12 protein-coding genes and 1 pseudogene are annotated in these 12,767 nt (G+C 75.0%); 5 read left to right on the plus strand and 8 right to left on the minus strand.

What is annotated here, in order from left to right:
• The first annotated feature begins 42 nt into the window (after positions 1–42).
• Positions 43–939, plus strand: a complete 897-nt coding sequence (gene lgt, locus ACFE60_RS00475) for a prolipoprotein diacylglyceryl transferase (RefSeq protein ID WP_375386863.1) — start codon at positions 43–45, stop codon at positions 937–939.
• A 65-nt stretch (positions 940–1,004) separates the two neighbouring features.
• Here lgt and fdhD read toward each other — a convergent pair whose 3' ends face one another.
• Positions 1,005–1,829: a formate dehydrogenase accessory sulfurtransferase FdhD gene (fdhD, locus tag ACFE60_RS00480; protein WP_375386864.1), complete on the minus strand. Its 825-nt coding sequence runs from the start codon at positions 1,827–1,829 to the stop codon at positions 1,005–1,007.
• A 70-nt stretch (positions 1,830–1,899) separates the two neighbouring features.
• Between fdhD and ACFE60_RS00485 the strand changes: the two genes are divergently transcribed.
• Positions 1,900–4,230 carry an FdhF/YdeP family oxidoreductase gene (locus tag ACFE60_RS00485; RefSeq protein WP_375386865.1) on the plus strand — a complete coding sequence of 777 codons (2,331 nt, stop codon included), beginning with the start codon at positions 1,900–1,902 and terminating at the stop codon, positions 4,228–4,230.
• A 54-nt stretch (positions 4,231–4,284) separates the two neighbouring features.
• Here ACFE60_RS00485 and ACFE60_RS00490 read toward each other — a convergent pair whose 3' ends face one another.
• From ACFE60_RS00490 to ACFE60_RS00510, 5 genes are all read right to left on the minus strand, one after another.
• Positions 4,285–5,457 carry a molybdopterin molybdotransferase MoeA gene (locus ACFE60_RS00490; protein ID WP_375386866.1) on the minus strand — a complete coding sequence of 391 codons (1,173 nt, stop codon included), beginning with the start codon at positions 5,455–5,457 and terminating at the stop codon, positions 4,285–4,287.
• Positions 5,454–5,702: a DUF6457 domain-containing protein gene (locus ACFE60_RS00495; RefSeq protein ID WP_375386867.1), complete on the minus strand. Its 249-nt coding sequence runs from the start codon at positions 5,700–5,702 to the stop codon at positions 5,454–5,456. Before ACFE60_RS00495 ends, ACFE60_RS00490 begins: the two co-directional genes overlap by 4 nt.
• Positions 5,699–6,268, minus strand: coding sequence for an NTP transferase domain-containing protein (locus ACFE60_RS00500; protein WP_375386868.1), 570 nt, complete (start codon positions 6,266–6,268; stop codon positions 5,699–5,701). The genes ACFE60_RS00495 and ACFE60_RS00500 overlap by 4 nt, the downstream gene beginning before the upstream one ends.
• 22 nt (positions 6,269–6,290) lie before the next feature.
• Complete coding sequence (locus ACFE60_RS00505; RefSeq protein WP_375386869.1) at positions 6,291–7,238, minus strand: nucleoside hydrolase; 948 nt, start codon at positions 7,236–7,238, stop codon at positions 6,291–6,293.
• A gap of 72 nt (positions 7,239–7,310) precedes the next feature.
• Positions 7,311–7,868: a TetR/AcrR family transcriptional regulator gene (locus ACFE60_RS00510; RefSeq protein ID WP_375386870.1), complete on the minus strand. Its 558-nt coding sequence runs from the start codon at positions 7,866–7,868 to the stop codon at positions 7,311–7,313.
• A 48-nt stretch (positions 7,869–7,916) separates the two neighbouring features.
• Between ACFE60_RS00510 and ACFE60_RS00515 the strand changes: the two genes are divergently transcribed.
• Positions 7,917–8,639 (plus strand): MBL fold metallo-hydrolase, encoded by a 723-nt coding sequence (locus ACFE60_RS00515; protein WP_375386871.1) that lies wholly within the window; start codon positions 7,917–7,919, stop codon positions 8,637–8,639.
• Between the two features lie 73 nt (positions 8,640–8,712).
• Positions 8,713–8,937 carry a hypothetical protein gene (locus ACFE60_RS00520; protein WP_375386872.1) on the plus strand — a complete coding sequence of 75 codons (225 nt, stop codon included), beginning with the start codon at positions 8,713–8,715 and terminating at the stop codon, positions 8,935–8,937.
• A 9-nt stretch (positions 8,938–8,946) separates the two neighbouring features.
• Here the strand turns inward: ACFE60_RS00520 and ACFE60_RS00525 are convergent, their stop codons facing one another.
• Both ACFE60_RS00525 and ACFE60_RS00530 read right to left on the minus strand, forming a co-directional pair.
• Entirely contained in the window at positions 8,947–10,317 is a 1,371-nt protein-coding gene (locus ACFE60_RS00525) for a GAF domain-containing protein (protein WP_375386873.1), read from the minus strand.
• Between the two features lie 35 nt (positions 10,318–10,352).
• Positions 10,353–11,708 carry a protein kinase gene (locus ACFE60_RS00530; protein ID WP_375386874.1) on the minus strand — a complete coding sequence of 452 codons (1,356 nt, stop codon included), beginning with the start codon at positions 11,706–11,708 and terminating at the stop codon, positions 10,353–10,355.
• A gap of 260 nt (positions 11,709–11,968) precedes the next feature.
• Between ACFE60_RS00530 and ACFE60_RS00535 the strand changes: the two are divergent.
• Positions 11,969–12,767: pseudogene (locus ACFE60_RS00535) on the plus strand (hypothetical protein); the annotation flags it as partial.

A 12,767-nucleotide genomic window follows, 5' to 3' on the forward strand; every position in this document is an offset into this window, starting at 1 on the left:
GTCCGGGCCCCGGCGCCGATCCCGGGGACGGATGGAGCCGTCGTGGTCGTCGCCCTCGGTATCCCGAGCCCGCCCAGCGCCTGGGCGTCGTTCGCCGTCGGGCCGCTGACGATCCACACCTACGCGCTCTGCATCCTGGCCGGCATCGCGGCCGCGATCCTGATCACCGAGCGACGGCTGCGGCGGCGCGGCGTCCCCGCGGGCCTCGTGCTCGACATCGCGTTCTTCATCGTGCCCCTCGGGATCGTCGGCGCGCGGATCTACCACGTGCTCACCCACACCGGCGACTACTTCTTCCCCGGGGCGGACCTGTGGAACGTGCTCGCGATCTGGGACGGCGGCAACGCGATCTTCGGCTCGATGATCGGCGGGGTCGTCGGCATCCTGATCGGCTGCCGGCGCTCGGGCCTGCGGTTCTGGGCGTTCGTCGACGCCCTGGCGCCCGGGATGCTCGTCGCGCAGGCGATCGGGCGGCTGGGCAACTGGTTCAACCACGAGCTGTTCGGGCTGCCGACGACGCTGCCGTGGGGACTGCGGATCCCGGCCACGGACCCGCACCTTCCGGCCGGCGTCGCGCCGGGCACCCTGTTCCATCCGCTGTTCCTCTACGAGATGGTCTGGAACCTCGTCGGGGTGGTGCTGCTCCTGCTCGCGGAGCGCCGGTTCTCGCTGCAGTGGGGGCGCCTGATCGCGCTGTACCTGATCTGGTACGGACTGGGTCGCAGCTGGCTCGAGGCGATCCGGATCGATCCGACGAGCGACGCGTTCCTCGGCATCCCCGCGAACGACTGGGCCGCGCTCGCCGCGGTGGCGATCGGCGTCGCCCTGCTCGTCGTGCAGACGCGGCGGCACCGCGAGCCGGAGCCGTCCCCGTGGACACGCCCGCCGCGGGACCGCAGCGCGGTCGGCCGCGTCGAGGAACCCGTCGCCCACCCCTGACCCCTGACTTCGCTCACGCTTCGTGCCGCGCGACGCGGTCGCTGCGGCACGAAGCGTGAGCAGCGTCAGACGGTGATGCGGTGGCCGTGCGCGTAGACGTTGAAGGACGTGCCGCGGCTGAAGCCGACCAGGGTGATGCCGGCGTCCTCCGCCAGCTCCGCCGCGAGGGAGGAGGGCGCGCTGACCGCGGCGAGCAGCGGGATGCCGGCCATCCGCGCCTTCTGCACCAGCTCGAACGACGCGCGACCGGAGACCTGCAGCACGGTGCGGGTCAGCGGCAGACGCCCCTCCCGCAGCGCCCAGCCGACGACCTTGTCGACCGCGTTGTGCCGGCCGACGTCCTCCCGCAGCACGAGCAGCCGCCCCTCGGCGTCGAACAGGCCGGCCGCGTGCACGCCGCCGGTGGTGTCGAACAGGCGCTGCGCCTCCCGCAGCCGGTCGGGCAGCGCCGCCACCACCGCAGCGGGCACGGTCAGCCCGACCGGGAGGATCGGGAACGCGCTCGCGGTCCGCACCGCGTCGATGGAGGCGAGGCCGCACACCCCGCAGGCGCTCGTCGTGTAGACGGTGCGCGCCCGCTGCGCCGCGAGCCGCACCCCCGCCCCGGTGACCGCGGCGTCGATGACGTTGAAGGTCGGATCGCCGTCCGCGCCGATGCCGGACACGACCCGCATCGTCGGCAGCTCCTCCGCGGCGGCGACGATCCCCTCGGACACCAGGAACCCGGCGACCAGGTCGAAGTCGTCGCCGGGGGTGCGCATCGTGACGCTGAACCGGTTCCCGCCGATGCGGATCTCGAGCGGCTCCTCCCGGGCCAGGGCGTCCTGCTTCCCGTGCCGGTCGCCGTCGGAGCCGACGACCTCGACCCTGCGGCGCGCTGCGGTCCTCATCCGGCGATGATCGCACCGTGATCGCGGACGACCCGACGTAGCATCCGACCGGGGATCCGAGGAGGCGCTCATGGGCGACGACACCACGGCGCGGGCCGAGCCGAACATCGACGACGCGCAGCTGCGGACCACGAAGCCGCGCACGCACGCGACCGGCTGGCCCGCGATCGGGCACTCGCTGCAGACCGGCGAGGAGCAGATGGGCGCCGTGCGCACGGCGAGGACGCTGCTCGGGGTCAACCAGGTCAAGGGCTACGACTGCATGAGCTGCGCGTGGCCGGACCCGGAGCCGTCGCGCCGGTCGCCCGCGGAGTTCTGCGAGAGCGGCGCGAAGGCGGTCGCGGAGGAGGCGACCCGGCGCCGGGTGACCCCCGAGTTCTTCGCCGCGCACCCGGTCGCCGATCTGGAGGGCTGGGACGACTACGCCCTGGGCCAGCAGGGCCGCATCACCCACCCGATGCTGCTGGACGCGGGCGACACGCACTACCGGCCGGTGTCCTGGGACCGCGCGTTCGACGTCGTGAAGGAGGAGATCGACCGGCTCGCGAGCCCGGACGAGGCCGTCTTCTACACCTCCGGCCGCACCAGCAACGAGGCGGCGTTCGCCTACCAGCTGCTCGTCCGCTCGCTCGGCACCAACAACCTGCCGGACTGCTCGAACATGTGCCACGAGTCGACGACGCGCGCGCTGACGCAGACGATCGGCATCGGCAAGGCGAGCGTGACGATCGACGACATCGAGCACGCGGACCTGATCCTGATCGCCGGGCAGAACCCCGGCACCAACGCGCCGCGGATGCTGACCCGGCTCGAGAACGCGAAGCGGAACGGCGGCCGCATCGTCGCGGTCAACCCGCTGCGGGAGGCGGGCCTGCTGCACTTCGACAACCCGCAGTCGGTGCGCGGGCTGGTGTTCCGCGGGCGGCAGCTGGCGGACGAGTTCCTGCAGATCCGGCTCGGCGGCGACCAGGCGCTGTTCCAGGGGCTCGGCAAGGTGCTGATCGAGCTGGACGCGGAGCGCGGCGGCGGGGTCCTCGACCGCGACTTCATCGAGCACTACACGGAGGGCTTCGATCACTGGCGCGACCAGGTCGCCGGCGTGGCGTGGGCCGAGATCGAGCTGGCCAGCGGCCTCCGGGAGGCGCAGATCCGCACGGTCGGCCGGATGGTCGCGGACGCCGGCAGCGTGATCTTCGCCTGGGCGATGGGGCTCACCCAGCACACCAACGCGGTCGCGACGATCCGCGACCTGACGAGCGTGCTGCTGGCGACGGGCAACATCGGCAAGCCGGGCGCGGGCCTCCTCCCGGTGCGCGGGCACTCGAACGTGCAGGGCGACCGCACGATGGGCATCTGGGAGCAGATGCCGAAGCCGTTCCACGACCGCCTCGACGCCGAGTTCGCGTTCCGGTCGCCGAGGGAGAAGGGATTCGACACCGTCGAGGCGCTGGAGGCGATGCACGCGGGCCGCGCGAAGGTGTTCATGGGCCTCGGCGGGAACTTCGCGAAGGCGACCCCGGACACCGAGGCGACGGAGGCGGTGCTGCGCACCCTGGACCTGACCGTGCAGGTGTCGACGAAGCTGAACCGCTCCCACGTCGTGCACGGCCGTCGGGCGCTGATCCTGCCGTGCCTCGGCCGCACCGAGATCGATCTGCAGGCGTCCGGGCCGCAGCGGGTGAGCGTCGAGGACACGGTCAGCGCGGTGCACGGCTCGCACGGGCACCTGCAGCCCGCCTCCCCCGACCTGCGCAGCGAGGTCGCGATCGTCACCGGCATCGCGGAGCGGGTGCTCGCCGGGCGGCCGAACGCGGCGCGGGCGGACTGGGCGGCGATGCGCGACGACTACCGCGTGATCCGGACGCACATCTCGCACGTCGTGCCGGGGTTCGAGGCGTACGAGGAGAAGCTGGACGTGCCCGGCGGGTTCGTGCTGCCGCACGCGCCGCGCGACACCCGCCACTTCGCGACGAACACCGAGGGCGGCAAGGACGCCCGGGCACGGTTCACGGTCAACCCGCTCGAGTACCCGCACATCCCGGAGGGGCGGCTGCTGCTGCAGACGCTGCGCTCCCACGACCAGTTCAACACGACGATCTACGGCAAGGACGACCGGTACCGCGGCATCCACGGCGCGCGGAAGGTCGTGCTGGTGCACCCCGAGGACCTGCGCGACCGCGGCCTCGCGGAGGGGGACCTCGTCGACCTGGTCAGCGAGTGGACGGACGGCAGCGAGCGCCGCGCGGCCGGCTGGCGGGTCGTGCCGTACAACACCCCGCGCGGCAACGCGGCGGCCTACTACCCGGAGGCGAACGTGCTGATGCCGCTCGGCTCCACGGCGAAGGAGAGCAACACCCCGGTCGCGAAGGCGATCGTGATCCGGCTCGAGCCCGCCGCCTGATTCCGTTTTGAAGGAACTTCTGCGTCGGAGGCGAAGAAGTTCCTTCAAAACGGATCACCAGGGGAGGGGGAGGACCGGGACCGCGGCGCCCGCGGGGACGCCCTCGGGCGGCACCACCGCGAGCACCGTCGAGGCGGCGACGCCGCGGAGCATGTTCGCGCGCGTCGCCGGCGCCGGTGCGATCCCGCCGGCCGTCGGCGCGCACGGCACGAGCCCGACGCCCCCGGCCCAGCCCGGCAGCGCCTCCGCGGCGACCAGCGCGCCGAGCGGGCGCGGCGCCGCGGCGGTCAGCGCGTCCACGATCGGCGGGAGGAAGGACAGCAGCACCGCGATCGCGGCGAGCGGGTTGCCCGGCAGGCCCAGCAGCGGGCGGCCGTCCGGCAGCCGCGACAGTAGCGCCGGATGCCCCGGCCGCATCGCGACCCCGTCGAACACGGGCTGCGCGTCCCCGATCGCCTCCCGGAGGCGGTCCACCGGGCTGCGGCCGGTGCCGCCGACCGTGACGACGACGTCGGCCGCGGCGAGCCCCTCGATCGCGCGGCGGATCGCCGCCGGGTCGTCGCCGACGCGGACCGGGGCGAGCGCCTCCCCGCCCAGCCGCTGCACGGCCGCCGGCAGCAGCGGGTCGAACGCGTCGCGCACCCGACCGGCGCCCGGCTCGCCGGCGGTGACGACCTCGTCGCCGGTCAGCACGACGCCGACCCGCGGCCGCCGGTGCACGACGACGGCGTCCGTGCCGGCGATCGCGAGCACCGCGACGTGCGCGGGCGTCAGCCGGGTGCCGGCCGCGACGAGCACGGTGCCGGGCGCCGCCTCCTCCCCCGTCCGGCGCAGGTGCGCGCCGAGCGGCGGCGGATCCGAGATCAGCACGCCGTCCGCGAGCACGCCGCGCTCCAGCGGCACGACGGCGTCGGTGCCGACCGGCGGCTGCCCGCCGGTGACGACCGGCTGCGCCTCGCCGGCGGCGAGGGGACCGCTGCCGACGATGCGCCACGGCGGCGGCCCGGCGACGGCCCAGCCGTCCATCGCGGAGGAGTCGTAATGCGGCACCGGGCGGCGGGCGACGACGTCCTCGGCCGGCACCGCGCCGACGGCGTCGGCCAGCGGCAGCGTCCCGGGCGGCAGCGCGGTCCAGGCCGCGGCCGCCGCACGCGCCTCCTGCCAGGGCGTGCCGTGCGCCCGCCGGCGGCAGGCCGCGGCCGCCTCCGGCACCGCGGCGCCGCTCACCCGCGGGTCGCGGCGCTCGCCCGCTCGATCGCGCGCGCCACGTCGGCCGCGGAGCCGCCGGCGAGGCCGGCCGCGTAGCCCGCGAGGAACGTCGTGAGCGGAGCGGCCGGCCGCACGACGGCATGCGCGGCCTCGCCCGCCAGGCCGAGGATCGCCCCCCGGTCGGCCGGGACGTCCGGCAGCCCGAGCGTCTCGGTCAGGGTCGCCCACCAGGCGTCCAGGACCGCATCGACGTCGTCGCTCACCGCGCCTCCTCCCCGGGCAGGGCCACCCCGGCCCGCCGCGCGTCCGTCACGGTATCCACGTCCGCATCGACGCCGGGTGGAAGCCGCAGCGGAGCGAGCGCCAGCCCGCCGAGGAGCGCGCGGAGGGACCGGCCGGCGGGCTCGCCGAGCGCGGCGACGGCGGCCCGCATCGCCGGCAGGCGGTAGCGCCCCAGCAGCCACTGGACCCGGTCCGCCGCGTCGATCGCGACGACGCCGTCCGGTCCCATCGGCGACGCCAGCAGGCGCGGCACCGCCTCCGGCAGGCGCGGCAGGTCGACCGCGAGCAGGAGGACCTCGTCGCACACCGGCAGCACCGCGAGCCCAGCGGCCACCGCCGCGGCGGGACCGGACCTCGGCGGCGCCTCCTGCACCTCCCGCACCCCGGCGAGGCCGCGGGGCGGCCCGACCACCACGACCTCGAGCCCGGCGAGGGCGGCGAGCGCGGCCTCCAGCAGCGTCGTCCCGCCCAGCCGCAGCGCGGCCTTGTCGACGCCGCCGAGCCGCGACCCGGCGCCGCCCGCCAGCAGCAGGGCCGCCGTGGTCACCGTCGCGGCCGGCCGAGCGCGTTCACGCGACCCGGCCGCCCTCCGCGGCGACCTCGAGCTTCAGGAACAGGTCCTCGAACATCAGCCGGGTGTCGACGCGGGTATAGACCCGCATGGGACGGCCGTTCGGGTTCGGCCGGTAGCGCCCGTCCGCGGTGATCCGCGGCGTCGGCAGGACGACGTGCTCGCTGGACGACGGGTCGGGCTGGAACGGCGACTGCAGCGCGGTGAGCAGCACCAGCGGGCTGTCGCCGAGCGCGTACGTCTCCCCCATCGGCGCCCCGGCGGACTCGATCGCGGCGACGGCCCGGTCGATCGCCTCCACCAGGTACGCGCCCACCGGCCCCCTCGGGCGGACGCGCCGCTCGAGCTCGACCCGGGAGACGAGGCACTGCCGGTAGACGTTCCGCGGCACCTGCCAGATCTCGACCCACGAGTGATCGAACACGGCCGTCGCGGCCGCGACGTCGATCGCCAGGTTGTACTCGATCGGATCCGCGTCCGGAGGCGGGGAGCCGAGGCCATCGTGCTCGCCGCCGCCGATCCAGATCGCGGTGAAGCGGTCGGCGATCCGCGGCTCGATGAGCAGCGCGCTGGCGAGGTCGGTCAGCCCGCCACCGAGCGCGATGTAGAGCGGGTCCGGGTCGTCGCGCAACGCCTCCGCGATGATCGCGCGGGCGGCGGGCCCGTCGATCGGCTCGGTCGGCGACGCGAGGCCGGTGTTCGACCCGGCGTGCACCGGGACGGAGCCGCCGAGGTCGAGCAGGTCGAGCACCTGCTCGGCGATCCGCGCCGCGTTGTCCGCCTGCCGGTCGCTGTCGTCGAACGGGTCCTGCGGAGCGAGGTGCGAGCCGATGACGAACGGGACCGTCACCGACGGGGACAGCAGGTGGTGCACGAGCTGGAAGAGGTCGTCCGGGTCGCCGGAGAAGTCGTTGTCGATGATCACGCGGACCCTGGGCGTCGTCATGACCCCCGAGTCTCCTCCCGCCGCCCAGGAGTTCCTGCGCGGCCGCGCCCGGATCCCCTGGATGGCGGAGGGTCAGCCCGCGGTGACCGCGGCGACGATGCGGCGCAGGCCCCACGCCCAGGCGGCGTCGAGGTCGCCGCCCAGCCGCAGGGCGCCCGTCAGCTCCATCGTGATGAAGCCGTTCGCCCACGCGGTGACCAGCCGGGCGCCGTCCAGCGCGTGCTCGGGTCCGACCAGCGCCGTCATCGCGTCCAGGAGGGGCCGGAGGCTCGCCTCCGCCGCGGACGGATCCGGGCTCGGCACCCCCGGCACGACGCCGAACATGAGTCGGAACCCGTGCGGCCGCTCGTGGGCGAAGCCGCGCATCCCCTCGACCTGCGCCAGCACCGATCGCCCGGGGTCCGGGTCGCGGAGCGCGTCCAGCCGCGCGGTGACGTCCTCGACGGTGGCGGCGACCACCAGCCCGAGCAGGCCCCCGCGGTCCCGCACGTGCTTGTACAGCGAGGGCGAGCGGACGCCGACCCGGTCCGCGACCGCCGCCATCGTCACCGCGTCGACCCCTCCCTCCTCCAGCAGGTCGCGCGCCGCGGCGACGAGCTGCTCCCGCCCCGTCCTCGCCGGTGCCGGCATCGTGCCTCCTCGTTGACGTCGGATCGATGGCTAAGTATCGTAGCCTTCATGCAGCTCGCCCCCGGCCTCCACCGTCTCGGCAACGACATCATCGCCGTGCACCTCGTCGTCACGGACGAGGGGATCACCGTCATCGACACCGGCCTGCCCGGCCACCACGCCGATCTGCGGCGCGAGCTCGCCGCGATCGGCCGCCCGATGTCCGACATCCGCGGCGTCGTGCTGACGCACGGCGACAGCGATCACCGCGGGTTCGCCGAGCGCCTGCGCCGCGAGCTCGGCGTCCCCGTGCTCGTCGGTGCCGGCGACGCCGACCGGACGAGGGGCGCGAAGCCGCCGGCGACCCCGAAGGACGCGATGCGGATCGGCCCGACGCTCGGCTTCTTCGCCTACGCGGCCCGGAAGCGCGGGTTCCGGGTGCCGCCGGTGCGGGAGGTGCTGCCGGTCGACGACGGCGACGTGCTCGACCTGCCCGGCGCACCGCGCGTCATCGGGATGCCGGGCCACTCCCCCGGCAGCATCGCGATCCTCGTGCCGGCGGTCCGGGCGGTGTTCGTCGGCGACGAGCTGACGACGCGCAGCGTCCTCACCGGCGTCTCCGGGCCGCAGCCGGCACCGTTCACCGACGACCAGGCGACCTCCTCCGCCTCCCTCGACCGGCTGCTCGGCCTGGACGTCGACTGGGTGGTCCCGGGGCACGGCGCGCCGTGGCACGGCGACGCCGACTCGCTCGTGACCGCCTACCGGCAGGCGGAAGCGACCCGCCGCTGACCCCTCGGTCGGGGGTGGCGCCGCGGTGGCGCGCCCCTTGCCGGGGAGCGCGCGACGTGCGCATGCTGTCCGGATGAGCACGACACCGTCGTCTGCGAAGCAGCACCTCCTGACCGAGATCGAGTCCGCCCTCGAAGCAGGGGCGTCCGGCAGGGACCTGATGGAGCTGGTGATCCGCTGCGGCTGGCAGCCGCGGCCGGTGCCGGACCCGAACTCGGAGTACCTCGAGGGGCGCCTGGACGACGGCACCCGGGTGCCGATCGAGATCCGCCACGGCCTGCTCAGCCGCGCCGGCTGACCGGGGCCGTCACTCCCGGCTGAGCACCGCCCTGCGGGTGGCGAGCCGCATCTCCAGCTCGTGCGTGATCATCCGGCCGAGCCGCTCGAGGATGTCCAGCTGGTCCGCCGAGAGCGTCCTCGGCCGGTAGTCCGCGACGCTCAGCGCACCGAGGGTGAACCCGTCGATGCTGGTCAGCGGCACGCCCGCGTACGACTGCAGGCCCAGGTCCCCGGCGATGAGCGGGTTGTGCTGCGCGCCGCTGTCGGTGCGGGCGTCGGCGATGACGACGCGCTCGCCCGTGTCCACCACGGTCGCGCACAGCCCCGGATCGCGGGCGATCTCGCCGCCGTCGAGGCCGAAGTGCGACTTGAACCAGATCCGGTCGCGGTCGACGATGCTCACCGTCGAGACGGGCATGTCGAACACGCGTGCGGCGAGGGTCGTGATCCGGTCGAAGGCGCCCTCGGGAGGCGTGTCGAGCAGGTCGTACTGATGCAGGGCCGCGAGCCGCGCCTCCTCCTGCTCCGCGGACCGCAGCGTCGGGTCGATCCGCCGGTTCCTGCCCGTCTCCGCCGCGACGACACGGCGGAACGCGGCGGCCAGCTCGGTCGGCAGCGGCCGCTCGCGCGGATCGGTCGCCGTCGCCCGGCGCAGCGGCTCGGCGAGCCCCGGCGGGATCGCGGAGGGGATCGGCGGCGCCACATCGGGGTGCTCGACGCGCTGCTGCGGGTCGCGGAACGCGGCCCGGCCCGTCAGCGCCTCCAGCACGACGAGGCCCAGCTGGTAGACGTCGCTCGCCGGCGACGCCGGCTCGCCCCGCAGCTCCTCCGGGCTGCGGTACGCCCACAGCCCGGCCGCGTCGGACGGCGTCACCGGGCCGACGTCCGTGCGCACGGCCGCGGTGAGGTCGGCGATCTGCGCGCGCAGCGCCCCGGTCTCCTGCTCGACGAGGAACACCGTGCTGGGAGTCAGACCGCGGTGCAGCACCCCGTGCTCGTGGAGGTGCTCGAGCGCCTCCGCGAGGTCGTACCCGAGCTCCGCGGCCTGCCTGGTCGTCAGCGGCACCGCCTCCACGAGGCGCCGCCGGAGGGTCCGCCCACGCGCCGCCTCCATGATCAGCAGCATCCGCGCGCCGCCGTCGGCGGTCGGCCGGACGTCGTAGTCGAGCACGGGGACGAGCCCGTGGTGCGTGACCGAGGCCATCAGCCGCGCGACCGCCTCGTTGCGGCGCCGGTCGCCGTGCTCGTCCACCGTGTAGGTGCGGACCTTCGCGATCACGTCGCGGTCGAGCAGCACGTCGCGCACGCGGTGCACCTCGTAGCGCGCGTCCGCGCGCAGCGTCCGCACGAGGCGGTACCGGTCGTTCAGCAGCCGGGGCTGCGCGGTGGTGTCGGTCATGGCTCCCGCCCGAGGCACGTCGAGGTGCACGGAGCCTACGCGGGCCGCGCGAGGGAGCGGCGCGGCACGAGCAGCCGCCGGACCGCCCGGCGCAGCTCGATCTCGTGCATCGCCATGTCGGCCACGTCGCGCAGGGTGGCGGTCTCCGCGTCGGTGAGTCGGCGCGGCCGCCGCCCGAGCACCGCGACGACGCCGATCGCCGATCCGTCGTGGGTGCAAAGGGGGGCGGAGGCGTAGCAGCCGATCCCGTCGCCCCGGGCGAGCGGCGGCTTCGATCCCGCCGCCGCGACGTCGGGCAGCAGCACCGCCGCCTCCTCGAGCTCGCCCTCGACGACGCCGACCCGGGCGCCGAGCGGCTCCCCCCAGCGCGCACGGACCAGGGTGCGCTCCTCGTCCGCGACGGCGACCAGCGCCACGTCGACGCCGAGCAGCCGGGTGACGAGCAGGCAGAGCTGCTCGAGCTCGGGGTCGTCGCCGGGCGCGAGCACGTTGTAGCGCCGAACGGCGGCGAGCCGGCCGACCGCGGCGACCGGGTCGTCCACCTCCACCTCGTCGACGAGCAGGCGGCGGAACGCCTCCGCCGCCTCTGCGGCCGTGGGCCGGTCCGCCGGCCGCCTGGCCGTCATGCGGCGCAGCAGCAGGGCCCACTCGTCCGGCAGGCCGCGCGGCAGGACCGGGTCGCGGTCGAGCCGGGCGAAAGCGCTCTCGAGGATCCCGCCCGGGAACTCGGTGCGGCCGGTGACGGCCTCGAGCACGACCAGGCCCAGCGCGTACACGTCGCCGGGGGTGCCGACCTCGGCGCCCTCAGCCTGCTCGGGGCTGAGGTACGCGGCCGTGCCGGTGGTGTCGTCGGGCGCCTCCGGCGGCTGGTCCGCGCTGCGGGCGATGCCGAAGTCCGTCAGCTTGACCCGTGGCCGCCGCCCCTCCGCGGTCCGCATCAGCAGCACGTTCGCCGGTTTGACGTCGCGGTGCATGACCCCGCCGGCGTGCAGGTACGCCAGCCCCTCGGCGAGGTCGTACCCGAGGTGCGCGACGTGCAGCAGCGGCAGCGCGCCCTCCCGCAGCCGCACCCGCAGATCGGTGCCGTCGATCAGCTCCATCACCAGAAAGATCCGCGGCGTCGCGTCGTCCTGCAGGTCGACCCCGACGTCGTACAGGCGGACCAGGCTGTGGTGCGCGAACGAGGCGACAAGCCGGGCCTCCCGCTGCTGCGCGCGCAGCTCCTCCGTGCCCGCCGCGCTCGCGGTGAACACCTTGACCGCCACCTGGCGGTCGAGCGCCAGGTCCGTCCCCCGGTACACCGTGGACATGCCGCCGCGGCCGATCGGGCCGTCCAGCCGGTAGCGCGACTGCCGCGCGTTGAAGCGGGCGACGTCGAGGGCTTCAGGCACGGGCGGTCCAGCGGAGGGAGATGCGCGCAGCGCGCGGACGGGCGGTGGAGGGGGACGGACGGAGCGGGCCGGGACCGGGCCACCTGGTGCTCACCGCATCGCCTCCCGCGCCGTCGCGCCGATCCTCCCATCCCGTGCACCCGCCCCCGGCCGGGTTGCACGGGAGGCGGACCTGTGCGTCCGTGGGCCGCGTCGCGCCGAACCGCGTCGTGGCGCGGCGCGTTCGCGTCGTGTTCACACTCCGCTCCTACGGTCCTCGAGTGATCCGCACACGGAAGTCCGCAGTCCGACTCTGCACCGCCCTCGTCGCCGGCGCGCTCGTCGTCGGCACCCCCACGCTGGCGAGCGCCGCCACCCCCTACCCCAGCGACACCGCGCCGCCCGACCTGGTGCGGCTGCTGAACGGCTACACCGCCGTCTGGAAGGCCGACGCGGGCAACACGCTGCACGGCACGGTCGTGAACGCGAAGGCGCTGGAGCGCGACGACGCGCTCAGCGTCTGGATCAATCGCAACGCGACGCCCGCGCAGCAGTTCAAGGCCCTGCAGGACGCCGAGTACAACGACGCGACCGGCACGCTCTACGACCAGTCCCGCACGATCTCCACCGGCCTCGGCTCGAAGCTCGGCGCGCAGTACGTGACCGGCACGATCAGCGGCGCGCTGCCGCTGACGACCGCGCTGATCAACAGCTCGAACGGCACCGCCGGCGCGTACGTCAGCACCACCACCGCGAAGGCGACTTTCAGCCACCCGCGGCCCTACCTGCCGACGGACCCGAGCACCCCCGCCGTCGCCGGCGACGTCGCCGCCTGCGCCCCCGCGACGGTCAACGCGTCGTCGCAGGCCGCGATCCGCGTCGGCAAGCCCTACGCGGACGCCAAGGGGAACCTGCTGATCACGCGGGTCGCCCCGGTCGTCGACACCACCCGGCAGTTCGCGGCGAAGGACGTCCCGCTCGACGCGGGCTACGGCACGGTCGGGCTCTGCACCGGTGGCTCCTTCCCCAGCGGCCACACCACGACGGGGTACGAGGCGGGTATCACCCTCGCCACGCTGC

This window comes from uncultured Amnibacterium sp., from assembly GCF_964245895.1.
In the GTDB taxonomy this organism is placed as follows: Bacteria; Actinomycetota; Actinomycetes; order Actinomycetales; family Microbacteriaceae; genus Amnibacterium.